This is a genomic window from Arthrobacter sp. TMN-50 (assembly GCF_054511125.1).
On the sequence record NZ_JBTNDG010000012.1, the window covers coordinates 1 to 26588 of the forward strand.

Genomic DNA, 26588 nt, shown 5'->3' on the forward strand with positions numbered 1-26588 from the left:
TGCCTATGTAAACGTCACCACATGTTCAAAACCGAAGGCTACTGGCACTACACCCAACCCGAACCCGGGACCATCATCGCGATCTCCCCCGCCGGGGAAACCTACCTCACCCAACCAGACCCACCACCCACACCACCGACACCACCGGAAACCCCACCACCCTTCTAAGGTGAAGTCGGTTCTGAACAGTGCCGTTCTGAACAGTGCCGTCCGAGCTCACACCAGCATGGTCGGGCGTGAGGTGGGATCCATCCACCTCACGGCCGGACTTTATTTACCGAGGACCTCCGCCGCGGTGAGCCACTGGAGCTCTAGGTCTTGTTGTTCTGCCTGGACTGTCTGCAGTTTCTTGTTCAAGGTCGCCATTTTCTCAAAGTCAACCTCCCCCGCAGCACCGTCATTCATTTGGTGCTGAATCCGCTCGACCTGCGCTGAAGCCTTACCGAGCTGCCGTTCAATACGGGTGAGATCCTTCTTCGCCTGGCGGGTTTCCTCAGAGCTGTACCCCGGTGACGACCCTGCACTGCCCTGCCCATCATCGGAATTCAGTGGGGAGGCACCAGCCCCGGTCCCCGCGGCATGGCGCAATTCAAGATACTGGTCGACGCCACGGGGAAGGTCACGTAATTTCCCGTCACCCAGGAGCGCCATTTGTGAGTCAGTCACACGCTCCAGCAGGTACCTGTCATGCGAGACAACCACCAGCGTGCCCGGCCAGCCGTCCAAAACGTCCTCAATCGCTGCAAGGGTATCGGTGTCAAGGTCGTTGGTCGGTTCGTCGAGCATCAACACATTCGGCTCACCCACCAGCAGTCGCAGCAGTTGCAACCGGCGCCTCTCCCCACCAGACAGATCCTTCACCATGGTCCACTGCCGCTGGTTGGTGAAACCGAGTTGCTCCACCAATTGACTTGCGGAAACCTCACGTCCTCCAACACTGAAGACACGCTTCTCCTGCTCGATCACTTCGGTGACCCGGAGGTGTTCCAGCTCATTAAGCTCCTTGACCTCCTGGGAAAGCACTGCCGTCTGAACCGTCTTACCCTTCTTCAATCGGCCAGCATCAGGGGTAACATCGCCGTTCAACATCCGCAACAGCGTGGTCTTGCCCGACCCGTTGACACCAACCAGCCCTAGCCGCTGACCAGGAGCGAGCCGCAGGGTAATTCCGTCGAAGAGGTTCTTGTCTCCCAATGACAAGGACACGTCCTCAAGATCCAGAACATCCTTGCCCTGGCGTGCCATCGCCATCTTGCTCAGGGCAAGGGAATCGCGCGGTTCGGGGACATCGGCGATCAGTGCGTTCGCCGCCTCAATGCGGAATTTCGGTTTTGCCGTCCGCGCTGGGGCGCCCCGGCGGAGCCACGCCAGTTCCTTCTTGACTAGTTGCTGCCGCTTTCCCTCAACAACCGAATCCATCCGGTCGCGCTCGGCACGGGCTAGCACGTAGGCGGCATAACCGCCGTCGAACCCGTCGACGACACCGTCATGCACTTCCCAGGTGCGCGTGCAGATTTCATCGAGGAACCAGCGATCGTGAGTGACCACCAGCAGGCCGCCGTCGGTGGGACGCCACCGCTCCGCGAGGTGGCGGGCAAGCCAGGCAACACCCTCGACATCAAGGTGGTTGGTGGGCTCATCGAGCATGATGACGTCGTCGTCGCCAATCAGGAGCTTGGCCAGCGCAACCCGGCGTTTCTGTCCACCCGAGAGCGATGACACCTTCGCGTGCCAATCGACCTCGGCGACGAGGCCACCCATCACATCGCGAATTTTTGGGTTGGAGGCCCACTCGTGATCTGCCTGATCGCCGACGATCGCCTCACCCACGCCGAGATCTCCGTCGAGAACGTCGGTTTGATCCAGGTATCCGACGTGCACGTCCCGACGCCGGGTGACCCGTCCCTCGTCGGGAGTAGCTCGTTGAGCGAGGAGTCGCATCAGGGTTGACTTGCCGTCGCCGTTGCGCCCCACCATACCGATGCGGTCGCCGTCCTCGATGCCGAGGGAAACGCCGTCGAGAACGGTGCGGGTGGCAAACGTGACGCTGACGCTTTCAGCGCCCAGAAGATGTGCCAAAGGTGTACTGCTTCCTGATTGGTAAGGTAGAAATGGCTTGAACTGGCCCAGCTTCGGTGGCAGGTCAGGCGATGTGGTCGGTAACAATTCTCGCACCGTGGACCGGACCATGCACGGCGGCGGCGGCCAGACCATCAGAGGTGAGCTGCGCCGCTAGTTCAGCGGCATGGTCTTCGTTCGCCGCGAGGAACGCGACAGTTGGTCCTGATCCTGACACCAGGCCAGCCAACGCCCCGGCTTCCACGCCGGCCTTCAGGATGTCGAGAAGCTCCGGTGCCAGCTCTAGTGCGGCGGCCTGCAGGTCGTTATGCAAGAGTTCAGCCAGTGCCCGGGCATCCCCGGAACGCATCGCAGTGAGTATTCGAGCGTCAATCTCGGGCGGCACAGCAGGTTCGGTACCATCGCGCAGCCGGAGCTCGTCCAGCGTCCGATAGACCTCGGGTGTCGAGAGTCCATAGGCCGATGTTACAAGCACCCAGTAGAGCGGTGTCTTGGAGATAGCCGGGGTCAGCTGCTCCCCTACCCCTACTCCGACCGCTGTACCACCTACCAACGCAAACGGTACATCCGCTCCGAGCTCCGCCGCGATCTTCGCCAACTCGTCACGGGAGAATCCGCTGTTCCATAGTGCATCACACGCCAGCAGGGTGGCTGCGGCATCCGCGGAGCCTCCGCCCATTCCGCCGGCCACCGGTACGCGCTTGGTAATGTCCAGCAGCACGCCTGTCGGGTCCTCACTCAGCTCAGCAAGCACCGCCGCGGCGCGAGCGGCAAGATTAGTGGCATCCAGAGGAATACTCTCAACCGGCAGGTTGAGGGAGCCCTGACCGTTGACTGTGACCACCGTGCCGGGCTCGCGACTATGCGTCGCGGTCACCTCTTCATAGAGGGAGACTGCCAGGTAGACGCTCGCCACACTGTGATAGCCGTCTTCCCGCAACGGGCCGACACGAAGCGAGACGTTGATCTTTCCTGGCGCGCGGACGCGAACGCTGGCCGGTGCGCCACCGAACAATCCTGCCGTTTTACCTGCCTCCATAGTCTCCAACCTAGGCTAAAGGGCGCTGAACCGGGAAACCCTGGCCCGCCTGACTAAGGAAAGGAAGCGTGCACCTTCAGCATTGCGAAATAGTAGTAAGCGTGCTTATCTTGTACTACGTAAGCAGGATTACTATCCGAAGGAAATACTATGACTACCCAGAATTGGTCAGAGGATCCATTGACGGTAACGCCGTCAGGAGAGCGTGTTCAGTCCGCCTCGTCGATCTCCACTGTATCCACCGAAGACCGCAGTGGTGCTGCCGGGGTGAAAGACAAGGCAAAGGACCAGGCGAAAGAGGTGGGCCAGGAAGGTTTGGGGGCCGCTCAGGGCGTCGCCAAGACAGCTGGCACCGAGGCGAAGAATGTCGCCAAGGAAGCTAGCACTCAGGCGAAGAACCTGCTGGGCGAGTTGGGATCCGACATTAAGGATCAGGCGGGTAATAGCCAGCAGAAGGCAGCCGAGGGGCTGCGCTCCATCAGTGATGAACTCGCCTCGATGGCCGATAACGGGGATCAGTCCGGACCCGCGAATAGCCTGGTCCGCCAGGCTGCTCAGCGCTCGGGCGACGTCGCAGGCTGGCTCGAAGGCCGGGATCCGGGGTCACTTATTGAAGAAGTCAAGGGCTTCGCTCGCCGTCGTCCGGGAGCGTTCCTCATGGTTGCCGCCGGTGCCGGCCTCCTTGCCGGGCGTTTGACCCGTGGCCTGACCGGGGCAGGATCGGACGCTCAGAGCGCGTCGCCTGCCAACCCCGCCCCGGAATACCCACCAACCGTGCCAGCACAGCCCAGTGCGGGCATTGTCGCCGGTACCGACTATTCGACGCCGGGTTATGTGTCCGATCCGTTGGCTTCAGAGCCAATTATCGAACCGGGCCGACGCACCCAGGACAGCCCATTCAATGGGGATCTGCGCTGATGAGTGGAGCACACATCGGAGGGTCCCAGGCCTACGAACCGCCACGCACCGAAGCCGAGGATCGGTCGGCTAACGAATCGTTAGGCTCGCTTTTGACCGATGTGAGCCGCGACCTGTCCACCCTGATGCGCCAGGAGCTTGAACTGGCGAAGGCCGAATTACGCGAAAGCGGAACCAAGGCCGGTAAGGGTGCGGGGATGCTCGCGGGCGCCGGCGTCGCCGGACACTTCGTCTTACTGTTCCTCTCCCTCGCTCTGATGTGGGCGTTGGCAGAACTGGTTCACCTCGGTTGGGCTGCGCTGATCGTCGCAGTCATCTGGGGCATCATTGCCGCCGTGCTCGCGCTGACCGGCAAAAAGGAACTGAAAAGCGTACGCGGCTTGCCCGACACTGCCGCAACCATCAAAGAAATTCCCCCCACTCTGAAACCAGGTGAGCACACCCCATGAACCAGACACCAGAACAGATCCGCGCCGACATCGAACGGACCCGTCTAGAGCTTGGAACCGGCGTCGATGCAATTGCGGACAAAGTCAGCCCGTCTAACATCGCCCAACGCCAGACCGATAAGGTACGGAACGCTGTGGGCGGCCTGAAGGATTCCGTGGTGGGGTCAGTCATGGGATCGGCTGACAGCGCATCGCGCGGTACCAAGGATGCGCTCCACGACGCCAGCGGCGCGGTGCAGGACGCTCCTCACCAGCTGAGTACTAAAACCCGGGGCAACCCCCTGGCGGCGGGACTCATCGCCTTCGGGGCTGGGCTACTGATCTCTTCGCTCATCCCGGCGAGCGAGAAGGAGAAAGAGGCTGCCACGGCGCTGAAGGAAAAGGCTGAGCCCCTCACCACCGGCATCACCGACGCCGCTAAGCAGGTGGCCGAGGACATTAAGGAACCGGCCCAGCAGGCAATGGACTCGGTGAAAGAAACAGCAACCGAGTCAGCCAAAACCGTCAAGGACGAGGGCACATCAGCTGCCGCCGACGTCAAGGACAAGGCTAAAGACGCCCAGGACACCGTTCAAAACGAGGCTAGCCGGTCCTAGCGGGACCTAGCTGAACGAACCACGACAGTCAGGCGGTGGCATGCGGAAGTCTCCCGTAGGCCACCGCCTGACTGCGTCGGGTTATCAGAAATAACCGGAACTCGTCGCAAAATCGGTCATAGGTGTTGTCTTGATTGTTGGGGTGGTCGGCTCGACGGCCGTTAGCTGGTGATCGATGCTGACCGGTCGGGTTTGGCCTCGGCGATGCGGGCAAACGCAGCGATATCCAGCATCTCCCCGCGAAGGCTCGAGTCGACCCCGGCTGTGGCCAGCGCCTCCCCCGCCAGCACCGGGCTACCCGCCCATCCAGCGAGGGCTGCACGCAATGTCTTCCGCCGCTGAGCGAAAGCGGCATCGATGACGGCGAAGACTTCACGCCGGCTGGCCGAGGTTTCCGGCGGATCATGCCGGACGAACCCCACCAATCCCGAAGCGATCTTGGGCGCCGGCCAGAACACGTTCATCCCGATCACACCTGACTTACGCATCGTTGCATACCAAGCGGCCTTGACCGAAGGCACCCCATAGGTCTTCGAGCCGGGACCAGCGGCCATCCGGTCAGCCACCTCATCCTGCACCATAACCAGGCCGTGACGCAGGGAGGGAAAGTTTTCCAGCAGATTCAGGACCACCGGTACCGCCACGTTGTAGGGCAGGTTCGCTACCAAGGCGGTCGGCGGATGCGGTAGAGCGGTGACCCGCATCGCGTCCTCGAGAACTACATCAAGGTTCGCAGCGGTGTCCGGCCGCCAGCGAGCAACGGTGTGAGGCAACCGGTCGGCCAGCAGCGGGTCGATCTCCACCGCCACCACCCGTCGCGCTGCGTCAAGCAGGCCCAGCGTCAGCGAGCCGAGACCTGGACCGACCTCAAGGACCGTCTCCTCGGGACCGAGCTGGGCGGCAGCAACAATCCGCCGAATGGTGTTGCCATCGATTACGAAGTTCTGGCCGAGGGTTTTAGTGGGCCGCAGGTCCAGCTCGGCTGCCAACCGGCGGACATCGCTGGCGCCGAGTAGTGGCCGGATCGGCTGGGGGTTAGGAGGCTGAGTCACCTAAGCCATGGTAGTCGTGCACCAGGGCTATCCCAGCCCAAGCTTCGCGGAGCACGATGGCCAGTGACCCCAGCCACCGCCCTGTTTGAGGACCTCGGCGGTGGCGATCTGCTCCGCTGGAGACGCCAGATGAGGCAGCGGAGCGTACTTGCCGCCGCCGGCTCCTAGCCAGCTCGGCGCGCTGAACTGCAGGCCGCCGTAGTAGCCGTTGCCCGTATTGATGGACCAGTTGCCCCCGGATTCGCATTGCGCGAGTGCCTGCCACGCGCCGTCAGCCGGCGCGGGGCCGTTCGATCCTGCGGGTCTGGGTGTGAACGATTCCACCGGTTCGGGCTGGGGTTCCGGCTTGGGCTGGGGTTCCGGCCTGACTTCCCGTGTGCCAATAGCCACCAGTTCGGTGACCGGCTCCTGCGTCACTTTGTCGCTGACAAGGGTGCGGTTCTCCTCGCGACCGTCAACCAGCACAGAGGTGTAGACCCTTGTTCGTTCGCCGTCGACGCCGGCCTGGAGGACGCGCTGCTCGCCTACAGCGAGGGTGTCGTCGTCGACTTCGTCGGTGGTGAAGCTGATGGTGTCGGTGATGGTTTCCCGGTGGTCGCTATCCACCCGGGTGACCTTCACCCCGAGACCATCGACCAGTGTGGCCGTGAGCGGGACGCTCACCCGATCCTCGTCGCCGAGGGTGATCTTCGCTTCGTCGAGGAGGTCCTGGACCGACTTCTCGGTGGTGGTATGGGTATCTTCCGACCCATCCGCCATCACCGTGATGTTTTTGGGTGTCGAGATCTCGAGCCCGGAGCTGAGGGTGGTCAGACGCGTTTCCAGTTCGGCCGAGATTGCCGAGGATTTCTCGATACCGAGTTCGTCCACCACATCCCCCACCGTGGAGCCGGTGGTGTGAACTATCGTGTCCGCGCCGTCGTGATCTGGATGGCTGAGCCATCTTCTATTGCCGCAGAAAGGTCTGGGCTGACCTGATCGTTTGCGGTGACCACCACGTTGGAGTTGGCGAGGACCTCCCCCACCGTGCCGCCGAAGGTCTGGACGGTACTCGTCCGGCCATCGATCAGCAGGTCGATTGACTTGTTGTTGCCCACAAACGCGACGAGCCCCAGCACCAGGCACATCATTACTATGCCCTGGCCAATCGTCCTGATCCACCGGAATCTGCTCGCCACAAAGTCCCTTACGGTCGGCTTCATCCGGGCACGGGGGAACGCGACAGTCAACCGGCACACGGGTATTCCCGGTGCGGCACCGCCGCGAAGGCAGGAACTAGTCAGGCATGCTTGGTCGCCAGAACGGCGGCGCTAAAACACCGAGGTGCAAAGTGCTGTATTAGACGGAAAGCCTTCCCCGACCCCGGCTAATAAATGCTCACCTTAACCGAAATGTGATACGCCGACAAGTCGGTTGACGACAACGCCGCCCGGGTTAGTCCCACTCCCCGTATACCCTGCGCGTGTTCTCGGCGATCGCCTGGCACAGGGTGGCAAGGTCGGCGCCGAGTACCTCAGCCATGCTCCTGACCGTATACGGAACCAGATAGGGAGCGTTGGGGCGCCCTCGGAACGGGTGCGGAGTCAGGAATGGAGCATCGGTTTCGGTCAGCACCAACGCCGGATCCGCAAGGCGCAAGGCTTCCCTAAGATTGTCGGCATTCTTGAACGTCACTGTTCCGGCAAACGACATATACCACCCCGCGTCATTGCAGATCCGTGCCAGTGCAGCGTCGCCGGAGAAACAGTGAAACACCACCCGCTCCGGCGCACCTTCGCTGCGGAGGGTCGAGACGACGTCGTCGTGGGCGTCCCGGTCATGGATCTGCAGGGCAAGCTCCAGCCGTTTGGCGATATCGAGGTGCCGCCGGAAGGAATAGTGCTGGCTGTCGATCCCCTCGGCCGGAGTCCGATAGTAGTCCAGCCCGGTTTCGCCGATGGCCCGCACCCGCGGATGAGCCGCCAGCCGTTCAATTTCCGCGAGCGCGGCCTCAAGGACCCCCTGTTCGGCCAGCCGTGGGGCATCATTGGGGTGGATCGCCACCGCCCCGAGCAGGCGGGGCTCCTGGGTGACAGCCTGAACGGTGAACCGCGACGACTCAAGGTCACACCCCACCTGGACCGCGCCGCAGACGCCCACCGCCTCGGCCGCGTCGAGGGCTGCGGCCACGCTCACCGGGGGCAAGCCGCTCCGGAAGTCGAGGTGGGTGTGGTTATCCATCACCGGAACGGGCAGCGGCTCGGGGGCAGGAGGGTAGTGCCGCTTATCCTGGCGTTCTCCGGCGGGCTGGGTGTCGCCGTCGGGAACGGTATTGGACGGGGCAGGACGGTACGCCGCGGGGGTAGCTGTTTCAGGCATGACTCAACCCTAACCACCTGCACATCCGCTACGGAACTTATCCCCGCGACAGCAAGTTGTCCTAGTAATCTGTAGGAAAGCAGTTGCTGCGTGCCCCACGGACAAGATAGCCGTGGACGTATCCGACCAGGGCTGACCGACTAACTGCACACCGGCGTGCAGTGTTCGCGGAAGGTTCGCATGGACTCCACCAACCAGTACGCCTCGCCCAACGGCAGGACCGAACCCGAGCACTCCCCCGCTACGGGTGGAATGTCAGCGCTGTCCGGTGAGCGTTTTGATGAGACCGCCCGACGAATCCTGGGATCAATCAACACCGTCATCGACGGCAAACCTGAAGCCGCCCGTCTGGCCCTGACTGTGCTCCTGGCCCAGGGCCACCTGCTGCTGGAGGATGTGCCGGGGGTGGGGAAGACCCTGCTTGCGAAGACCCTCGCCCGCACCATCGACTGCACGGTGAATCGCATCCAGTTCACCCCCGATCTACTACCCTCCGACGTGTCGGGGGTGTCGATCTACAACCAGGACACCCACCGGTTCGAGTTCCGGCGCGGTCCCGTCTTCGCCAACATCGTGATTGGTGATGAAATTAACCGCGCCTCTGCGAAGACCCAATCCGCGCTCCTGGAATGCATGGAGGAGCACCAGGTCACTGTCGACGGCGGTACCTACCGGCTGGCCGAACCGTTCATGGTAGTGGCTACCCAGAACCCCATTGAGATGGAGGGAACCTACCCGCTGCCCGAGGCGCAACGAGACCGGTTCATGGCCCGGATCTCCATGGGATATCCGGACCGCAACGCCGAACTGGACATGCTGCAAACCCACCAGTCAGTGTCGCCGCTGGACGCGGTCCGCCCGGTGGCGACCGTCGCTGACGTCGCCGTGATGATGGACCAGGTGAGGCGGGTCTATGTGTCGCCGGCGGTGCGCGAATACACGGTGGCCATCGGCCACGCCACCCGCGGGCACCACCAGCTGCGGCTCGGGGCCAGCCCCCGCGCGTTACTGCAACTGCTGCGGGCGGCAAAGGCCGGGGCCGCGTTGGAGAGCAGGGATTTCGTCCTGCCCGACGACGTCGCTTCCGTTGCCGAAGCGGTCCTGTCGCACCGGCTGATCCTGGACCGCAAAGCCCAAAGTTCAGGGGAAACACCCCAGTCGGTGGTGGCGGCAATCCTGTCGAAGGTTCCAGTGGAACGCGCCGCAGCTAACTCCTCCCGGCGCACCTAGGCCCACCCGATGCGACTGCTGGCCAGGTTGCCGTCCCGGATTCTCACCCCACGCGGGTGGGGACTGGTGATCACCGGCGTCGTGGCACTGTTGTTTGCCCAGTTCCTCGGCCGCCGCGATCTGCTCTACGTCGGAGTGCTCCTGGTGTGCCTGCCGCTGCTGTCGGTGCTGATGCTGCGACTGATCAAGCCGCGCTTCACCGTGGGGCGAGAATTTGCGCCCCACACCATGGAGACCGGCTTCACTTCCACTGTCACCCTGTCGGTCGCCTCCAGCGGACCTGTAAGCGGGAGCGTGGTGATGCACGAACTGCTTCCCTCCCGGTTCGGGGATTCGCCCGAGTTTCACTTCCCGTCCAGGCATCCCACCCGCGGCGCCAGCTACTACGAGTACCGGCTGCGGTCCTCAAGCCGTGGTGTGTACGACGTCGGCCCAGTCACCGCGGCCTTCACCGACCCCTTCGGGCTGGGCACCTCCCGGCACACCCTCGGTGGCACCAACCGGCTGGTGGTCACCCCCGCCTCCCTTGACCTGCCGCATTCGCTTCTGACCGGTGCCCGTGGCGCGGACGGATTCGCGGTCACCCGACGCAATGCCAACCCGAGCGACGACGATGTGATGACCCGCGAGTACCGGGCGGGTGATCCGATGCGGAGGGTGCACTGGGCTGCCACAGCCCGGCATAACGAGCTGATGGTCCGCCAGGAAGAGTCAGTGACCACCCCCGAGGCGACCCTGATCCTCGACCGACGGCAGACCAGGTACAACTCAGGATTTTCCGGAGCTTTTGGGGCAGACCGGGGCGAGGAAGGAACGTCGCTGCTGTCCGCCCCCGGGTTTGAGTGGGCGGTGATCGCCGCCATGTCCATTACGGCTCACTTGCTGGAGCGGAACTATGCCCTGCGGTTTGTGGATGAGACCGGCGCGCCAGCGCTCAGGTCCTCCGTATCCGCCCCGTGGCCGGAGGAGGAGGAACATGCGGGGATGACCGGGATCCACAATGTTGCCGAAGGGTTAGCCGCCCTGGAACTTCTTCCGGATCCCTCGAAACGGACGACGCCCAGGCGTCAGCCGCGCCCAGGGAAGACTGCTGAGGCCGCGGCCACACGCAACGCCCCCTTCGGGGATCCGATGATAGACAAACTCGCCACCTACAAATTCCGTGGCCCACTCGTCGCTGTTCTGGGAGCCATCACCGCGGGTGAGGCCAGGGACCTTGCCGGTGCCGCCGAGTACGGGTCCGCCTCGTTTGCGATCCTCATCGCCGACCGGCCGCGGGACCTTCAACCGGTAATGGACATCCTGCGCGGCGTCGGCTGGCATGCGGTGGCGGTCTCCCCCACCGCTGACCTGAGGGCAGCGTGGACCTACTTCGATTCCCGCAGCGGCGCCAGCACGTCGACGGTCAAAACCACTGTCACGTCGCCGACGGCCGCCCCTGGAGGACGGTTGTGACCTCCACCCTGCCCCGTCCCAGTGCGCCGCCGACGCAACGGCTTGAGCCGCCACCTCGCAAACGGCTGCGCTCAGATCAGCGGCACTGGGTGCCGACGGCGGCGGTGTTCGCGGCGGTGATGTTGACATCGTTGAACCTGAACTCGGTGGTGCTGGGCTGGACCTGGCTAAACCCGGTGGCGTTCACGGTTGGCTGCGTGTTGTTGGTGATGGGTGCCGCGCGCAGTGTTCGTCTTCCCGGCCTGCTGGTTCCGGCGGCCGGGTTGGTCGCTTTGGTGGGGTCGCTGGTGTGGCAGTTCTTCCCGGCTCACAGCGTATTCGGGGTATTCCCCGGCGAGGGATCGGCTGGGCGGCTGACCATCCTGTTGGACCACGCTGAGAACACCGTGGTGTCACAGGTGGCCCCGGTGCTGCCGGGGACCGGTATCTTCATGGCGGTCTGCGCCGGAATGGGCTTGATCGCCATCCTTGCCGATACCCTTGCCACTACCCTTCGGATGCCCGCGACCAGCGGTCTGGCGCTGTTTGCCCTGCTGGTAATTCCCGCCGTCGTGCTCCCGCAAAGTGTTGGTGTTCCCGGTTTTGTCGCGGCGGTGATGGGATACCTCCTGATCCTCGGGTGCTCCCAGTGGCGGGACAGCCAGGCGGCCGGCGGGGCTCGGGACGCCTCGGGTGGCAGGCTGGTCCGCGGCTTATCGATCGGCGCTGCGGCACTGGTGGTGACCGTGGTGGTTCCCCTGGCCGTGCCCGGATTCAATGTCGGCGCCTTCCCGCAAGGGGCCAGGGTGAACCTGTGGGGCACCGCCACCGGATTGAACCCGGTGGTGACCCTGGGAAATGATCTCCGGAACCCCAACGGTTTCGGACGGATCACCTATGCCACAGACTCTCCCGAGCCGCTGTATCTGCGGGCGGTGACCCTCGAGGACTTCGGCGGGCAGCGGTGGGAACCGGACCAGCGGTACAGTCTCAGGGAGCCTGGAGTGGAGGAAATGGGGACCGGGGAAGTGCGCGCCTCGATCGATTCCGGCGTGGTCACGACCACCAGGGTCACTACCGACTCGTTCACCAGCCCCTGGCTGCTGGCACCCTATGCCCCGGTCGGTTTCTCCAACCTATCGGGTCGCTGGGCCTGGGATCCGCTGAATCACAGCATCATTGCCACTGATAACGGGTCAACCGCCCAACAACAGTACGATGTGCTCAGCGCTGGCCCGGAACTCACCCGTGAGCGCCTTCAGGCTATTGGGCCGGTTCCCGACGGCGCCGTCGACGCCCAGTTCCTGGCCCTCCCGGACACCACCCCCGGAATTATCAGGGAGACTGCCGAGTCGCTGACGGCCAATATTTCCAATCCCTACGAGCAGGCCCTGGCGATCCAGAATTTTCTTCGGGGACAGGACTTCATCTACTCGGTGGATGCCCCGGTAGAGGGCGGGTATGACGGCAGCAGCCTCGACGTCATCGCCCGCTTCCTTGAATCACGGTCCGGGTACTGCGTCCACTACGCCGGCGCCATGGCCGTGATGGCACGCCTGGCAAATATCCCCAGCAGGGTGGCGGTTGGCTACGCGCCCGGCGATCCGACAGGTGAATCGGAAGAAGGCCCCGATGGTCAGGAACTCACCGAGTTTTCGGTCACGTCCCGGGACGCCCATGCCTGGCCCGAACTTTATTTTGACGGCGTTGGCTGGGTGAAGTTCGAACCCACCCCCTCTCGCGGCGTGGTACCCGACTATGCTCAAACCGAGTTTGTCCCGGGTGCGCAGGAACCGAATCCTGACGACCTGACGCCCGGTGGCAACCCAGTTGCCGAACCTGGCGCACCGATTCCCGGAACCGGTGACGGGGAAACGCCGGGCGGGGCTGGGCCTGATCAGGCCCGGGAAACCTCGGCCCTGATCACTGCGGTGCTGGTCGGAGCCGTGCTTCTGCTCTTCGTGCCGCTACTGCTGCGCACGCTGCGACGCCGGAATCGCCGTCGCAGGTTCGCTGCGTCACAGGGGAGCCCGGGTGCTGCCACCATCGCCTGGTCGGAAGCCACTGATCTTGCCGCCGACTACGACCAGCCGGCCCTACCCACAGATACGCCACGGACCTTCGTCTCCCGTCTTGCTGCGGCGATTGAGCTCGATACGGCGATTGAGCTCGATGCGGCACCGGCCGCGGCCCTGGGCCGGCTCCGCACCGCCTATGAGGCGGAAAAGTACTCGGACCCCGAACTGTTCGTGCCGGCCGGTGCGGGCGGGCGGGCTGCAGGCCACTGGGACGACGTCGAACTGATTGCGCGTGCGCTCCGTGACACCAGTAGCCGGTCAACCAGAACCCGGGCCCGATTACTGCCCCGGTCGCTTGCACGCGGTACCCGGTCACGATTCCGGCCGGTTCCCCGGCGGCAGCAGCGTTAGGAAGCAGTAGGGTCAGCGATCCCGACGTACTGGGTGTAAAGGTACTCCTCGATTCCCTCCGAGCCACCTTCACGGCCGAGCCCCGACTGCTTGACCCCGCCGAACGGGGCAGCGGCATTCGACACCACGCCAGCGTTGAGACCCAACATGCCAACGTCAAGGCGTTCACCAATGCGCAGGCCCCGGTTGAGGTCGCGGGTGAAGACGTAGGCGACCAGCCCGTACTCGGTGTCGTTGGCCAGCCGGACTGCCTCATCCTCGGTATCGAAGGTGATGATCGGCGCTACCGGGCCGAAGATCTCCTCCTGCAGGATCCGTGATCCGGGGGTCACATCGGTGAGCACTGTCGCCTGGTAGAAGTAGCCGGGGCCGGACACCGGTTCCCCGCCCACCACAACTGTTGCGCCGTCGTCGACCGCTGACGTGACCAACTCATGGACCTTGGTGCGGCTCTTTTCGTCGATCAGCGGGCCAAGCGTGGACCCGTCCTCAGTGCCGCGGGTCGTTTCGAGCGTCTTCATTTTCGCAGCGAACTTGTCGGCGAACTCCGCAGCGACCGATTCATGAATGATGAACCGGTTGGCTGCTGTGCAGGCTTCACCCATGTTTCGAAGCTTCGCGAGCATGGCTCCGGCCACTGCGGCGTCGACGTCGGCGTCGGCGAAAACGACGAACGGCGCGTTGCCGCCCAATTCCATTGATGTCCGCAGCACGTTCTTGGCTGCCGCAGCCAGGAGGTTCCGGCCTACCGGCGTCGACCCGGTGAAGGACAGTTTGCGCAGGCGTGGGTCCTCGATCAGGGGCCCGGTGACGCCCTGGGCGTCGGAGGTGTGGACGACGTTCAGCACGCCGGCGGGCAGGCCAGCCTCTGCCAGGACAGCGGCGAACAACGACGACGTCAGCGGCGTCAGGTTCGCTGGCTTGAGGACCATCGTGCAGCCGGCGGCGATGGCTGGAGCGATCTTGCGGGTCGCCATGGCCAGCGGGAAGTTCCACGGCGTGATCAACAGGCAGGGCCCGACAGGCTTTTTGTTGACCAGGATGCGGGTCTTGCCATCGGGCGCGGTGGAGTAACGGCCCGTGGCACGCACCGCTTCCTCGGAGAACCAGCGCAGGAATTCGGCACCGTAGGTCACTTCACCGCGAGCCTCGGCGAGCGGTTTGCCCATTTCCATGGTCATCAGCAGCGCGAAGTCCTCGGTCCGGGCGGTCACCAGGTCGAAGGCACGCCGGAGGATTTCGCCCCGTTCGCGGGGGGAGGTGCGTGCCCAACTGGCCTGGGCGGCTGCAGCGGCGTCGAGCGCGGCCATCCCGTCGGCCGGGCTGGCATCGGCGATCGTGAGCAGGGTATTTCCGGTTGCCGGATCCTCGATGTCGAAGGTCTTCCCCGTGGAGGCGTCCCGCCAGCTTCCGCCGATCAGCAGCCCGGTGGGAACCTGGGCCAAAAGTTCCTGCTCACGCTGGGTAGTAACTGCCATAGTCGATTTCCTCCAAGAGGTTCTGCGGGATGGGAATTCGTCGTTGCGGCGCTCGCCGCCCTGCACCACGCTAGACCCGCCATTGCAGGCCTGTCCATGCCAGCCTGCACGGCACCACCCACCAAGCGCTGTCCGGGTGCACAATGATGACCACGGTTGGGGCTGTGGTCAGCGGGCGGCGATGACCGCTGCGTACAGTTCCCGCTTGCTGACCCGCGACTCTTCAGCAACAGCCGCCACCGCGTCCTTCAACCGAATGCCTTGGTCCGTGAGGGCTGCAACGGCCGCCACCCGGTCCTCCGGTTTGGCTGGTGCAGCGGGCGGCGCGCCGCCGACGACGACGGCAATCTCGCCCCTGACCTCAGTGGTTTCAGCCCAGCCCAGGAGCTCAGCCAGCGGACCCCTGAGCACCTGCTCGTACCGTTTGGTCAGCTCCCGGGCCACCGCCGCCGGTCGGTCCGGTCCGAAGACCTGGTGTAGCGAACGCAGCATCACCTCAAGCCGGTGTGGTGCCTCGAAAAACACCATGGTGCGCCGTTCAGCCGCCAACTCACTCAGGCGTGAGTTCCGCTCACCCGTTTTGCGGGGCAGGAAACCTTCAAAACAGAACCTGTCGGTCGGAAGCCCTGACAGGGCCAGCGCGGTCAGCACCGCCGATGGTCCAGGAGCCATGGTCACGTCCACGCCGCCAGCGATCGCCGCCTCGACCAGCCGGTAGCCCGGGTCGGAAACGGACGGCATCCCGGCATCGGTGACCATCAGCAGGGTTTTGCCGCCCTTCACCTGTTCCAGCAGTTCGGCAGTCCTGGTGCCCTCATTGTGTTCGTGGTAGCTGATAATCCGCCCCTGCACCCTGATTTCCAGCGCTCTCAGGAGCCGTTGCAAACGACGGGTATCTTCGGCCGCCACCAGGTCAGCGGTTTGCAGCAGCGACACCAAGCGGGCCGACGCGTCTGTTGCATTGCCGATCGGGGTTGCGGCGAGGACAATCCGGCCGCCGTCGGGACTCCCCTGCGCGGCGCCGTCGGCGGCTGTCTCGAACTCCAGGCCAGAGTCGCCGTCGAACTCCGGAGCAGAGTCGCCGTCGTTGCTGTCGCCGTTGAAGTCCGCGTCATTCCCAGTCGTATTCACCTTCCCAGCGTAGCCCCGCCCTACTCCGGCGCGGTCCTGCACTGGCGGTACCATAAGCAGGGTGAGCCATACCGCCGTTTCCCCGCCGCCGGCCGGCGGGGCCCCGCTGGCGCATGGCTGGGTCTACACCCCGCGCACCGCCTACGACGCCCTGGTGCTGCGGCGCCGCCTGCTCGGTGAACGCCTCCCCCGGGGGATCCTCGACTGGCTGCTGCCAGTCGCCGTGATGGTGATCGGCGGGATATTGCGGTTTGTCCGGCTGGGCGAACCGGACACTCTCGTCTTCGACGAGACCTACTATGTGAAGGACGCGTACTCGTACCTGTTGTCCGGGTACGAGCGGGAGTGGCCCGAGGAACCCGACGCCGACTTCAATAGCGGCGACACCAGCGTCATCCTGGGCACCCCCGACTACGTGGTACACCCGCCGGTGGGCAAGTGGATGATTGCCTTCGGGATGCTCCTCTTCGGACCTGACAGCTCGTTCGGCTGGCGGTTCACGGCGGCGTTGGTGGGGACCCTGTCAATCCTGTTGATCGCCTTGATCGGGCACCGGCTATTTGGTTCGCCGATTCTTGGCGCAACGGCTGGCCTGCTCACCGCCGTCGACGGTCATCATCTGGTGCAGTCGCGCACCTCGTTGCTTGACGTGTTCCTGATGTTCTGGCTCGTGGTGGCGTTCGGCGCGCTGCTGCTGGATCGGGACCGGGCCCGACAGACCCTAGCGGCGAAGCTGGCGGCACTGGCGGCGCTCGCTCCCGGCGGAACCAGACCGTCGGCGGCCGACCTGGTCTACGGGCCGTGGCTCGGGTTCCGCCCCTGGCGGATCGTCGCGGGGATCAGCCTCGGTTTGGCGTTGGGCACCAAGTGGTCGGCCATCCCCTATATCGCCCTGTTCGGCCTGATGACTGTGCTCTGGGACATGAACGCCCGGCGGGTGGTCGGGGTGCGACGCTGGATCACCGGAGCTGTCCTGCGGGACGGACTGCAGGCCTTCATTACGATGGTTCCGCTAGCGGCGGTCACTTACCTGACGACGTGGACCGGCTGGTTCCTGTCCGCCGACGCCTACAACCGGCAGTGGGCTGCCGACCATCCTGCGCCAGCGTGGGAGTGGCTACCGGCGTCGGTCAGGTCGCTGGCGGATTATCACCGCGCCGCCTACACGTTCCACGAAGGCCTCGGCTCAGAACATCCTTACGAATCCACGCCCTGGTCGTGGCTGGTGATGGGCCGCCCGGTGTCCTTCTATTACAAGGGCGACCTGGGGGCTGACCAGGGCTGCGCCGTGGACGCCTGTTCCCGAGCCATCACCTCGGTTGGCAACCCCTTGATCTGGTGGTCGGCCGCGATTGCCCTCATTGTGTTGATGTTCTTCTGGGTGGGGCGCCGGGACTGGCGTGCCGGGGCCATCCTCGGCGGTGTCGCTGCAGGCTATCTGCCCTGGTTCCTGTACCCCGAGCGCACCACCTTTTTCTTCTACGCCATCGCTTTCCAGCCGTTCCTGATCCTGGCCCTGGTCTACTGTCTGGGCCTCGTGCTGGGCCGTTCCTGGGACCCGCCGCGACGGCGACGCCTGGGGTTGATCCTGGTGGGAGCCTTTGTTGCTGCGGCGGTGCTGGTTTCCGCCTACTTCCTTCCGGTCTGGACGGCCGAGCTGATCCCCTATGACCAGTGGCGGCTCCGCATGTGGATGCCCAGCTGGATCTGACCCGCGTCACGTGACGCGCCTGACCGAAAAGTGAGAACCTGTCTCTATGCGCGAATCAACCACCGAACTGCTTGTCAGCCTGCCGCCGGACACCAATGTCACTGACCTGTTGGTAGCGCAGCACCAGAGATCTCCCGACGGAGCCCTCTATGCGGTGAAGCAGGCGGGCGAGTGGCAGGACATTACCGCGGGCGAGTTCCTTGAGCAGGTGCAGGCCCTGGCCAAAGGATTGATCGCGCGCGGCGTGAGGCCCGGTGACGCCGTCGCCGTCATGTCCAAGACCCGGTATGAGTGGACCCTGGCCGACCTGGCGATCTGGTTTGCCGGTGGTGTGACGGTGCCGATCTACGAGACCTCGTCCGCTACTCAGGTGGGCTGGATTCTCCAGGACTCGGGGGCGGGCCTCATCTTTGTCGAGGACGCCGGCAAAGCCGAGGTGGTTGAGCGGGCGCTGGGCGGCGGCCCCGACACCGACAATCGGTTGTACCTCATGAATTACGACGACGGCGGCGACACCTTCGCGGCTCTCGTGTCCGAGGGTTCAGCGGTCGAAGATCATGAACTCGAGGGAGCGCGTGCCAGCAGGTCACTGGATGACGTCGCGTCGCTGGTCTACACCTCGGGCACCACCGGCCCGCCCAAGGGATGCGAGATTACGCATGGGAATTTCGCCCTCTTCGCCGTCAACACCCTCGAGTTCCTGCCAGAGCTGCTCCGCGAGAAGGACGCCCGGACCCTAATGTTCCTCCCTCTCGCGCACGTCCTGGCCCGTGCAGTCCAGGTGGTGTGCCTAGCCGGCGGGGTAAAACTGGGGCACACGTCCAACGCCGCCGACCTGCTGGCAGATCTGACCACCTACCGGCCCACCTTCCTCCTGGTGGTGCCACGTATCTTCGAAAAGATTTATGCGACCGCGGAGCAGAAGGCCAGGGACGCTGGCAAAGGACGGATCTTCGAGCTCGGTTCAGCCACGGCGGTCGCCTACTCCCAGTCATTGGACGCGGCCGCGCGCGGACGCCACGGCCCCGGACCACTGCTAAAGGCACGTCATGCTCTGTTCAACAAGCTGCTCTACCCGAAACTGCGGGCCGTATTCGGCGGCGGTGTGACCTACACGGTGTCCGGCGCAAGTCCCCTCAGTGAGCATCTTGCGCATTTCTTCCGCGGGGCAGGGATCCAGGTCCAGGAAGGCTACGGTCTCACCGAGAGCACAGCACCGTGCACAGCCAACACGGTGGCCTTGACCCGAGTCGGTAGCGTGGGCATCCCGATGCCTGGAACCAGTATCAGGGTGGATGTGGACGGCGAAGTGCAGATCAAGGGTGTCGGCGTGTTCAAGGGATACCACAACGACGAGCAGGCGAACAGTGAGGCCTTCACCGCCGATGGGTACTTCCGCACGGGCGACCTTGGGTCACTGGATGAGGACGGTTTCCTGACCATCACCGGCCGCAAGAAGGATCTGCTAGTGACCGCGGCGGGGAAAAACGTTGCACCGGCGCCTCTCGAAGAGAAAATCCGCGAGCATCGGCTGGTGGCCCATGCGGTGGTGGTCGGCGACGGTAAACCATTTATTGGGGCTTTCCTGACCCTGGATCCCGAAGCCGTTGCCTCATGGGGAACCGAAACCGGTTTGGGTGGGCTGACCGTCACCGAGGCCGCAGGTCATGCTGGCGTGCGCGCGGAGCTCCAGGTCGCCGTGGACGAGGCGAACTCGCAGGTGTCCGCTGCGGAACAGATCCGTAAATTCGCTGTGCTTGACCAGGACTTCGGCCCCGAATCCGGGTACCTCACGCCAACCTTGAAACTCAGGCGTTCAGCGGTGCTGGCCGACCTGCGTCAAGAACTCGAGGACCTCTACGCCTCCCCGAAAAGGTAGGTTGGGCGCGCACGCGATCCAGACGCTCCCGGCCTGACCGGCCACGGCCGGCAGGGTGCCGCCGTGCGACCGCTGGGCCCCAAAACCTCGCACCCGCGAGAACATTAGTGCACTTGTGGCGAGTGGTCGATGCCGGAGGCGCCGCCGTCGGGAAATTATGTGCAGCAGTGGCGGGTCAGACGCTCCGCCACCCGCCACTGCTGCGCATTACTTTGAGCTCACCCACCACAGCTGCACTAATCCCAAGGGTGGAACAAGGCATGGACGTGATGCAGGCTAAAGCGCCAGCGAATCCAGACGACGCCGCCGAGCCGCTTCATCGGCGAGCCGGGACTTCTCGCGACGGTGTTTCGTCGGCCAGGTCAGCACCAGAGTCAGCAGGGTGACGATTACGGCGAGCGCGGCAACCGTGATCGCGGCATCGGTCCAGAACTGCTCGGGGAAGAGACGGATCAGGGTGTCGTCGGCGCGGAAGGTCCAGGTGCCGTCGGCGAAGAAGATCGCGTGCACCTGGGTGAAGAAGGTCTGCCACCCGAGGATTGCCGTCACGGTCAGGGCAACCATCAGCACCAATGTCGTGAGGGCCCCGGCGAACAGTGCCCTCCGGACCCCACCAGGATAGGTGCGGGCGAGGTGCCAGCAGGCGGCGAGGGTGAAGACCAGCATCGCAAGCGCGACGGCGAAGCTGATCACCAGGACCAGCTTGACGTCGAGCATGTGCCCCACCTCGCTGTCCAGGAAAAGCTGGTCGCCGTCGGTGTTGACGAGGTCGCCAAGATAGCGCGGCGATGCCCAGTTGAGGATGTAGTCGACCGTGTAGGACCCGTAGGTCATCCGGTCATCGGTGTTGAACCCGAAGCTATCGGCAGGGAACCCTGGGCGATGATACTCAACCCAGAGGAAGAGCGGCGAGGTGACCGCCCGGATTGCCGCCGCGAGCAACATGATCGGGAAGAACACAGCAATGAGGACCTGGAAGACCCGCGCCATGACGGGCTTCCCGGTGAATGCTTCATCCCGTTCGGCGGCCCGGCGGTTCACCTCGGCCTCGGTGGGTCGAGCTGACAGTGCAGCGGTATCAGGGGCGGGATCGTTCGGAGATGAGGGTCCCTGTGGTTTGCCAACTACCCGACGACCCGAGCCCGCGGCAGCAGCGGCACTGATCGCCGGAGCTCCGACAGTGGTAGCCGCGTCAGGAGCAGATGCGACGGAAGTCGACGCCGCCGAATCTAACCCTCCCGCGTCATCAGCCGACTCCTCGTCAACTGACACGCTCCCGGTGGCTCCAGCGGGGACCGGCACGTTGGCAGGATCAGTGCGCCGGGTCGCGTCGAAGCGGCTGAGGTCCGGCATGGTGCTGGCCCTACGCATCGGCAGGGAACTCCGCTGCGCGACAGCGGGCTCTGCAATCGGTTCCGCACTCGTCTTCACAGTCGTCTCTGCAGGAGGATCTGCAGCGGGTTCGGCAGCGGGTTCGGCAATCGATTTGGCAGCGGGTTCGGTCGGCATGCGAGTAGTACCGGAGGTCGTCTCCCCGGCTGGTGCAGCTCCCGCGCGCTGTTCGGTCTCGTCGTTTTCAGCCACTGGGTGTTCTCCTAGAAAATTGCTCAAGTACTTACCCTTGAGCGTACCGCCGCACTCCCGGTAACCAACGCAGGCCGGTCCGACGTCGGACCAGCCTGCTCAAGCGCTTCACCGTACCGCGGGACGAATCAAGCAGTGCGTGCTGTTTCACCCCGGTCGATACCTGAGAGGTCTCCGGTGTATCCGGCGTCGACCGCCCGGCGCCCCAGCAGCAGCGTGTAGGCCCAATACGCGGCGAACACCAGAAAACCGATGCCGATCCGCAGCCAGGTCGGCAGCGGGCTTGGCGTCACGAACCCTTCCACCAATCCGGAGATGAACAGCACGAGCACCAGCCCCAGCGCGACGGTGATCAGCGACCGTCCCTCCTCGGCCAGCGCGTTCGGGCGGGTCCGCGCGCCAGGAGAGACCCAGGCCCAAAAGAGTCTCAACCCCGCTGCCGTAGCAATGAAAATGGCAGTAAGTTCCATGAATCCGTGCGGCAGGATGTAGCTGAAGAAGGTGTCGAGTTCACCATAGGCAGCCATCGTCCCACCCGCCATGCCGATGCCTTGCGCATTCTGATACAGGATCCACGGCGCCCAGATACCGGTGACGCCAAATGCGACCGCCTGTAGCGCAATCCAGGCGTTGTTCGTCCACACCAGGCCCGCGAAGGATGCCGCAGGATTCTCGAAGTAGTAGTCGACGAAGTCCTCCTCGACATACTGCTCAGCAAACCCATCGCCGCCCATCGCCGCAATGACACCGGGGGTTCCCGCCACCCAGACCCCATAAAGCCAGGCGACGCCACTGAACAGGACGCCGACGACGACGGTCAGCCACCGCACCCGGTAGAAAGCCGCAGGGAGGGAGACGACGAAGAACGACGCCACATCCTCCATGAAGTTGGAGCGTGCACCGGTAAACCGGGTCCGGGCCCGGGACAACCGCATCGATAGGGCTCCGGACAGGGCACTTTCCGGAGCAATCGACCGGATCATCGATAGGTGGGTGGACGTGCGCTGGTAAAGGACCAGCAGTTCGTCGGCTTCGGCACCCGAGAGCTTCCGCCGCCGCACCAGCTCATCAAGCCGCTCCCAGTCCGGGCGGTTCACCTCAACGAATGCATCGACGTCCACCCTTTCAGCTTAGCCGGGCGGTGGCCGATAAGCTTCGGGGTGAAGGCTCCACCGGTCTGTTGGATACCGGGTGGTTGATCAAGGAGATGCGCGATGAGTTCGGTTGTGACAGGTGAGGCGGTAGTCCTCGAACTACGGCCCGCATCGTTCGGCGCCCGCAGCATCAGCCTGCTCATCGATATTGTCGCGCAGGTAATCCTGGTTCTGGCGATCATCCTGGCGGTCAGTGGCACCCTCGGCGGCTCCCTCGACCCGGCCCTGACCCAGACGCTGGTTCTGGTCCTTCTTATTCTGGTGGTGCTGGTGGTCCCGGTGACCGTGGAGACCGTTACCCGCGGCAAATCGCTGGGGCGGTTGGTGATGGGATTGAGGATTGTGCGCGACGACGGCGGTGCCATCCGCTTCCGGCATGCCTTCATTCGCGGGATGCTGGGGGTCCTCGAAATCTACCTGTTGGTGGGGTCGCTTGCCTTTCTGGTGGCCGTGTTCAATGAACGGTCCAAACGGTTGGGCGACCTCCTGGCGGGAACCTATTCGCTGCATGAGCGGGTGGTGGAGAAGCCTCGCACCCTGGCCGTCGCTCCCCCGCAGCTCGCAACCTGGCTGGAGACGGCCGACCTGCTGCAGCTCCCCGATCCCCTTGCCCGGCGGGTAGCAGCGTTCATCGGTCAGGCGCCCCGCCTGACCCTGGTGGCCCGCGAAACACTGGCTACCGAGCTGGCAACCGAGGTCTCGGCCTTCGTTGCTCCAGCCCCACCACCGGGGACCCATCCCGAAGACTTCCTGAATGCTGTGCTGGCCCGGCGTCGTGAACGGGACCTGCACCGGCTCACACGCCAGCGGGAGCGCATCGCCAGGAGCGCAGAACGACTGCACCGGCTCCCGTTCGGTCAGTAGCCCGGCGCCATAGCTGGGTCGGGGCCGACGGCTACTGGCTGCTGTATTCGTTCCAGGGCGTGTTCCAGTCGCCGAAGCCATCCCAGATGAACATGGGACCGTACCCGGTGTTCCGGATCTCGACGACGTCGCCGGGGCCAAAGGTGTCGTAGAAGTACTTGGCCCCCTCGGGGGACATTCCGACACAGCCGTGGGAAACATTGAAGTTACCTAGCGCCACCTGGGCGTCCGGCAACGCCTCGTGGACAAACGCGCCGCCCTTGGAGATGCGGCTTGCGTGCTTCACCACGGTGGGCTCGTAGTAGGCGTCGTCGCCGGGCTGAAGCCCAATCGACTCGGCGGTGAACCTGGTGGATTCGTATTGTTCCATCACGACGTGATAGCCGATGGTCGAGGGCCATTCCTCGGTCCCCAGCGTGATGGGGAAGCTTCGGGCAAGGGCCCCATCGATGTAGACGTCCATCATCTTGGTGCCATTGTCGACGACGGCCAGCCGGGTGTTGTGGGTATTGATCACCATTTCGTCGTCGAAGTTCCCGATCATCTGGTTGCCGTAGTCCACCCCAAACAACTGCAGGTCGACGGTGACGGTGCTGTTCGGCGCCCAGAACTCTTCCGCACGGTACCGCACCTTCGTGTCGCTGAGCCAGTGGAAGGCACCGACCTGTCCGCTGGAGCTGGTGATGGTGATAGCCGATTCCACCTCATCCCGGTTGATGACCGGTTCGCTGAAGTTGATCTCGATGGGCTGGCCGGTCCCCACCGTCGACCCGTCCAACGGATACATGGCTGCATCGGCCTCGTTGGCCGGCATCACCGTGGTGAAGCTCCGCGAATCGGTAGCGGTGGTCCCGTCCGCGGCGGCGAGGACGAACTCAAAGTTGTAGGCGGTGGCGAACTTGAGCCGTTCGGTGGCTGTCCAGACGGAATCGTCTTCGCTCAGCGCCCCCTCGACTGGTTCCCCGCCGTCCGCAGCGCGCAGCGTAACCCTCTCAATCACGGCGCCCTGGGCCCGGACCTCAGGCACCGTCACGGGATTCACCATCTCGGCGTGGTCGGCTGGACTAGCTCCGAAATCGAAGGTGGGCGCCTCCGTGGGCGCGGGCGTTGCTGACGGGGTCGCAGGCTCCGTTGACCCGGCGCCGGAGGGTGCAGAGGGTGCCGCGGGCGCGATGCCGGTGCCGGCCCAATTCGGCGCGACGGCGATTGCCGCCCCGACCGCTATCAGAACAACGGTCACCGCTACCCCACCAACAACCCAGCCTTTTCGACTCTTGCTCATGCCCTGCCGACTTTCCATCAGCCCTCCCCACATCCTGTCAGGAAAAAATCGCCGCCCCACAACCGATATTACGTCGTGGGGCGGCCATTGTGGTGCACTTCGACGTGGTAGCCACGTCGCAAAAGGGTGTCTAGTATCGGTAGTGATCGGACTTGTAGGGGCCTGATGCCTCGATGTCCAGGTACTCTGCCTGGCTCTTCGTGAGCTCGGTGAGCTCCACCCCGATCGCGTCCAGGTGCAACCGGGCCACCTTCTCGTCAAGGATTTTCGGCAGAACGTACACCTGGTTGGCGTACTCACGATTTCCGTCGAGGTCATTCTGCATCCACTTGGTGAACAGTTCGATCTGCGCGATGGTCTGGTTGGCGAACGAATTGCTCATGACGAAGGACGGGTGTCCGGTGGCGTTGCCGAGGTTCAACAGCCGGCCCTCGGACAGCATGATGATCGAGTGCTCGGCCCCGCCGGTTGCTTCATCCGCTGCGAAGACCCATTCGTGGACCTGCGGTTTGATCTCCACCTTGCGGATTCCTGGCGTCTTCGCCAGGCCGGCTATGTCGATCTCGTTATCGAAGTGGCCGATGTTGCCGACGATGGCCTGGTGCTTCATCCCGGCCATGTGATGCGCCATGATGACGTCCTTGTTGCCAGTGGTGGTGATAAAAATATCGCCCTGCGCGAGGACCGTTTCGAGCCGTGCGACCTGGTATCCGTCCATGGCCGCCTGCAGCGCACAGATCGGGTCGATCTCGGTGACGATGACGCGGCCGCCCTGGCCGCGAAGCGCCTCGGCGGCGCCCTTTCCGACGTCGCCGTAGCCGCACACCACAACCACCTTGCCGCCGATGAGGACGTCGGTTGCCCGGTTGAGACCGTCAGGCAGGGAGTGGCGGATGCCGTACTTATTATCGAACTTGGACTTGGTCACCGAGTCGTTGACGTTGATGGCCGGAAACAGGAGCTTGCCCTGCTGCGCCAGCTGGTAGAGCCGCATGACGCCGGTGGTCGTCTCTTCGGTGACGCCCTTGATATCTTTGGCGATCCGGGTCCACTTCTGGGAATCCTCGGCGAGGGTGCCACGCAGGACGTCGAGGACCACTGAGAATTCGTGGGAGTAGTCGATGTCGTCTTCGGCTGGTCCGGCCGGCACGTCGCCGGCGGCCTCGAATTCCACTCCTTTATGCACCAGAAGGGTGGCGTCGCCGCCGTCGTCAAGGATCATGTTCGGTCCCTGCTCACCGGGCCAGCTCAGGATCTGGGTGGTGGTCCACCAGTATTCCTCGAGAGTCTCGTTCTTCCACGCGAAGACGGGAACACCGGCGGGCTTCTCGGCTGTGCCGGATCCGACGACGATGGCGGCCGCCGCTTCGTCCTGGGTGGAGAAGATGTTGCAGGATGCCCACCGCACCTCGGCACCGAGTGCGGTGAGTGTTTCGATCAGCACGGCGGTCTGGACCGTCATGTGCAGTGACCCGGCGATGCGTGCGCCCTTGAGGGGCTGGCTCGCACCGAATTCCTGACGCAGCTTCATCAGGCCGGGCATTTCATGTTCGGCCAGGCGAATCTGGTGGCGTCCCGCTTCGGCGAGGGAGAGGTCGGCAACTTTGAAGTCAAAGGTCATGATGTGGCGCATTCCTGTTCGTTGGTGCTGCACGTGGACTAGTTAGCGGCTGGCCCGTCGTGCTCGTCGGAGCCGGCCTCAGTGGCCGCTACCAGTAATTCGGGGCGGAGAAGCACGGGGATGCCTTCATCAATGCTGTATCGCACCGTACTTCCCGTGCTGTCGGTCACTGAGGAGACCAGAAGTTCTCCCTCCTGGACCAGCGCTGAGCCGGTCACGGGGCACCGGAGCACAGCGAGCAGATCGGGTGATAAAGGGCTCATGATCCAAGACTATCGCGGGCGCGGGTACTGACAGAAC

At 64.1% G+C, this 26588-nt stretch carries 22 protein-coding genes; 9 read left to right on the top strand and 13 right to left on the bottom strand.

Annotated features, from left to right (window positions below; translation table 11 throughout):
- Nucleotides 1-270: 270 nt before the first annotated feature.
- Both ACX80A_RS12550 and ACX80A_RS12555 read right to left on the bottom strand, forming a co-directional pair.
- Complete coding sequence (locus ACX80A_RS12550) at nucleotides 271-2079, bottom strand: ABC-F family ATP-binding cassette domain-containing protein (RefSeq protein WP_459260076.1); 1809 nt, start codon at nucleotides 2077-2079, stop codon at nucleotides 271-273.
- Between the two features lie 64 nt (nucleotides 2080-2143).
- A complete protein-coding gene (locus tag ACX80A_RS12555) occupies nucleotides 2144-3118 on the bottom strand; it encodes a 4-(cytidine 5'-diphospho)-2-C-methyl-D-erythritol kinase (RefSeq protein ID WP_459260077.1) in 975 nt (324 codons plus the stop codon).
- Between the two features lie 150 nt (nucleotides 3119-3268).
- On the opposite strand from ACX80A_RS12555, the gene ACX80A_RS12560 reads away from it, so the two are divergent.
- Genes ACX80A_RS12560 through ACX80A_RS12570 form a run of 3 tightly spaced genes read left to right on the top strand, consistent with a single transcriptional unit; the run spans nucleotide 3269 to nucleotide 5081 of the window.
- A complete protein-coding gene (locus tag ACX80A_RS12560) occupies nucleotides 3269-4036 on the top strand; it encodes a hypothetical protein (RefSeq protein ID WP_459260078.1) in 768 nt (255 codons plus the stop codon).
- Nucleotides 4036-4485 carry a phage holin family protein gene (locus ACX80A_RS12565; RefSeq protein WP_459260079.1) on the top strand — a complete coding sequence of 150 codons (450 nt, stop codon included), beginning with the start codon at nucleotides 4036-4038 and terminating at the stop codon, nucleotides 4483-4485. Before ACX80A_RS12560 ends, ACX80A_RS12565 begins: the two co-directional genes overlap by 1 nt.
- Entirely contained in the window at nucleotides 4482-5081 is a 600-nt protein-coding gene (locus ACX80A_RS12570; RefSeq protein ID WP_459260080.1) for a DUF3618 domain-containing protein, read from the top strand. The genes ACX80A_RS12565 and ACX80A_RS12570 overlap by 4 nt, the downstream gene beginning before the upstream one ends.
- Nucleotides 5082-5242: 161 nt before the next feature.
- On the opposite strand, the gene rsmA is transcribed toward ACX80A_RS12570, so the two are convergent.
- From rsmA to ACX80A_RS12590, 4 genes are all read right to left on the bottom strand, one after another.
- Entirely contained in the window at nucleotides 5243-6133 is an 891-nt protein-coding gene (gene rsmA / locus ACX80A_RS12575) for a 16S rRNA (adenine(1518)-N(6)/adenine(1519)-N(6))-dimethyltransferase RsmA (RefSeq protein WP_459260081.1), read from the bottom strand.
- Between the two features lie 27 nt (nucleotides 6134-6160).
- A complete protein-coding gene (locus ACX80A_RS12580; RefSeq protein ID WP_459260135.1) occupies nucleotides 6161-7003 on the bottom strand; it encodes a transglycosylase family protein in 843 nt (280 codons plus the stop codon).
- A gap of 32 nt (nucleotides 7004-7035) precedes the next feature.
- Entirely contained in the window at nucleotides 7036-7311 is a 276-nt protein-coding gene (locus tag ACX80A_RS12585) for a ubiquitin-like domain-containing protein (RefSeq protein WP_459260136.1), read from the bottom strand.
- 256 nt (nucleotides 7312-7567) lie between these two features.
- Nucleotides 7568-8491 (bottom strand): TatD family hydrolase, encoded by a 924-nt coding sequence (locus ACX80A_RS12590; protein ID WP_459260082.1) that lies wholly within the window; start codon nucleotides 8489-8491, stop codon nucleotides 7568-7570.
- Between the two features lie 180 nt (nucleotides 8492-8671).
- Here ACX80A_RS12590 and ACX80A_RS12595 point away from each other — a divergent pair, with 180 nt between their 5' ends.
- The 3 genes from ACX80A_RS12595 to ACX80A_RS12605 are packed head-to-tail and all read left to right on the top strand — an operon-like array spanning nucleotide 8672 to nucleotide 13584.
- A complete protein-coding gene (locus ACX80A_RS12595; protein ID WP_459260083.1) occupies nucleotides 8672-9721 on the top strand; it encodes an AAA family ATPase in 1050 nt (349 codons plus the stop codon).
- Nucleotides 9722-9730: 9 nt separating this feature from the next.
- The gene (locus ACX80A_RS12600; protein ID WP_459260084.1) at nucleotides 9731-11176 is read left to right on the top strand and encodes a DUF58 domain-containing protein; all 1446 of its coding nucleotides are present in this window, start codon (nucleotides 9731-9733) and stop codon (nucleotides 11174-11176) included.
- Nucleotides 11173-13584 carry a transglutaminase family protein gene (locus ACX80A_RS12605; protein ID WP_459260085.1) on the top strand — a complete coding sequence of 804 codons (2412 nt, stop codon included), beginning with the start codon at nucleotides 11173-11175 and terminating at the stop codon, nucleotides 13582-13584. The genes ACX80A_RS12600 and ACX80A_RS12605 overlap by 4 nt, the downstream gene beginning before the upstream one ends.
- On the opposite strand, the gene ACX80A_RS12610 is transcribed toward ACX80A_RS12605, so the two are convergent.
- Nucleotides 13581-15062, bottom strand: coding sequence for an NAD-dependent succinate-semialdehyde dehydrogenase (locus ACX80A_RS12610; protein WP_459260086.1), 1482 nt, complete (start codon nucleotides 15060-15062; stop codon nucleotides 13581-13583). The genes ACX80A_RS12605 and ACX80A_RS12610 overlap by 4 nt on opposite strands.
- Before the next feature lie 168 nt (nucleotides 15063-15230).
- A complete protein-coding gene (rsmI, locus tag ACX80A_RS12615; RefSeq protein WP_459260137.1) occupies nucleotides 15231-16109 on the bottom strand; it encodes a 16S rRNA (cytidine(1402)-2'-O)-methyltransferase in 879 nt (292 codons plus the stop codon).
- 310 nt (nucleotides 16110-16419) lie between these two features.
- On the opposite strand from rsmI, the gene ACX80A_RS12620 reads away from it, so the two are divergent.
- Together ACX80A_RS12620 and ACX80A_RS12625 are read left to right on the top strand one after the other, a co-directional pair.
- Nucleotides 16420-17904 (top strand): dolichyl-phosphate-mannose--protein mannosyltransferase, encoded by a 1485-nt coding sequence (locus tag ACX80A_RS12620; protein WP_459260138.1) that lies wholly within the window; start codon nucleotides 16420-16422, stop codon nucleotides 17902-17904.
- Nucleotides 17905-17950: 46 nt separating this feature from the next.
- Nucleotides 17951-19783: an AMP-dependent synthetase/ligase gene (locus ACX80A_RS12625; protein ID WP_459260087.1), complete on the top strand. Its 1833-nt coding sequence runs from the start codon at nucleotides 17951-17953 to the stop codon at nucleotides 19781-19783.
- Nucleotides 19784-20059: 276 nt separating this feature from the next.
- Here the strand turns inward: ACX80A_RS12625 and ACX80A_RS12630 are convergent, their stop codons facing one another.
- Both ACX80A_RS12630 and ACX80A_RS12635 read right to left on the bottom strand, forming a co-directional pair.
- Entirely contained in the window at nucleotides 20060-21367 is a 1308-nt protein-coding gene (locus ACX80A_RS12630) for a TIGR01906 family membrane protein (RefSeq protein ID WP_459260088.1), read from the bottom strand.
- Nucleotides 21368-21495: 128 nt separating this feature from the next.
- The gene (locus ACX80A_RS12635; protein WP_459260089.1) at nucleotides 21496-22488 is read right to left on the bottom strand and encodes a stage II sporulation protein M; all 993 of its coding nucleotides are present in this window, start codon (nucleotides 22486-22488) and stop codon (nucleotides 21496-21498) included.
- Nucleotides 22489-22581: 93 nt separating this feature from the next.
- Between ACX80A_RS12635 and ACX80A_RS12640 the strand changes: the two genes are divergently transcribed.
- Nucleotides 22582-23385 carry an RDD family protein gene (locus tag ACX80A_RS12640; RefSeq protein ID WP_459260090.1) on the top strand — a complete coding sequence of 268 codons (804 nt, stop codon included), beginning with the start codon at nucleotides 22582-22584 and terminating at the stop codon, nucleotides 23383-23385.
- A gap of 31 nt (nucleotides 23386-23416) precedes the next feature.
- On the opposite strand, the gene ACX80A_RS12645 is transcribed toward ACX80A_RS12640, so the two are convergent.
- The 3 genes from ACX80A_RS12645 to ACX80A_RS12655 form a co-directional block, all read right to left on the bottom strand.
- The gene (locus ACX80A_RS12645) at nucleotides 23417-24667 is read right to left on the bottom strand and encodes a L,D-transpeptidase (protein WP_459260092.1); all 1251 of its coding nucleotides are present in this window, start codon (nucleotides 24665-24667) and stop codon (nucleotides 23417-23419) included.
- A 130-nt stretch (nucleotides 24668-24797) separates the two neighbouring features.
- A complete protein-coding gene (ahcY, locus tag ACX80A_RS12650; RefSeq protein WP_459260093.1) occupies nucleotides 24798-26288 on the bottom strand; it encodes an adenosylhomocysteinase in 1491 nt (496 codons plus the stop codon).
- A 38-nt stretch (nucleotides 26289-26326) separates the two neighbouring features.
- Nucleotides 26327-26551: a Trm112 family protein gene (locus ACX80A_RS12655; protein ID WP_459260094.1), complete on the bottom strand. Its 225-nt coding sequence runs from the start codon at nucleotides 26549-26551 to the stop codon at nucleotides 26327-26329.
- Nucleotides 26552-26588: the final 37 nt, after the last annotated feature.

Bases quoted from the DNA above. Each gene is read 5' to 3' on its own strand.
- ahcY (WP_459260093.1), bottom strand. From the start codon at position 26,288: ATGACCTTTGACTTCAAAGTTGCCGACCTCTCCCTCGCCGAAGCGGGA.
- ACX80A_RS12610 (WP_459260086.1), bottom strand. From the start codon at position 15,062: ATGGCAGTTACTACCCAGCGTGAGCAGGAACTTTTGGCCCAGGTTCCC.
- ACX80A_RS12565 (WP_459260079.1), top strand. From the start codon at position 4,036: ATGAGTGGAGCACACATCGGAGGGTCCCAGGCCTACGAACCGCCACGC.
- ACX80A_RS12560 (WP_459260078.1), top strand. From the start codon at position 3,269: ATGACTACCCAGAATTGGTCAGAGGATCCATTGACGGTAACGCCGTCA.
- ACX80A_RS12595 (WP_459260083.1), top strand. From the start codon at position 8,672: ATGGACTCCACCAACCAGTACGCCTCGCCCAACGGCAGGACCGAACCC.
- ACX80A_RS12640 (WP_459260090.1), top strand. From the start codon at position 22,582: ATGAGTTCGGTTGTGACAGGTGAGGCGGTAGTCCTCGAACTACGGCCC.
- ACX80A_RS12645 (WP_459260092.1), bottom strand. From the start codon at position 24,667: ATGAGCAAGAGTCGAAAAGGCTGGGTTGTTGGTGGGGTAGCGGTGACC.
- ACX80A_RS12600 (WP_459260084.1), top strand. From the start codon at position 9,731: ATGCGACTGCTGGCCAGGTTGCCGTCCCGGATTCTCACCCCACGCGGG.
- ACX80A_RS12655 (WP_459260094.1), bottom strand. From the start codon at position 26,551: ATGAGCCCTTTATCACCCGATCTGCTCGCTGTGCTCCGGTGCCCCGTG.
- ACX80A_RS12590 (WP_459260082.1), bottom strand. From the start codon at position 8,491: ATGCCTGAAACAGCTACCCCCGCGGCGTACCGTCCTGCCCCGTCCAAT.
- ACX80A_RS12570 (WP_459260080.1), top strand. From the start codon at position 4,482: ATGAACCAGACACCAGAACAGATCCGCGCCGACATCGAACGGACCCGT.
- ACX80A_RS12620 (WP_459260138.1), top strand. From the start codon at position 16,420: ATGGTGATCGGCGGGATATTGCGGTTTGTCCGGCTGGGCGAACCGGAC.
- ACX80A_RS12555 (WP_459260077.1), bottom strand. From the start codon at position 3,118: ATGGAGGCAGGTAAAACGGCAGGATTGTTCGGTGGCGCACCGGCCAGC.
- ACX80A_RS12625 (WP_459260087.1), top strand. From the start codon at position 17,951: ATGCGCGAATCAACCACCGAACTGCTTGTCAGCCTGCCGCCGGACACC.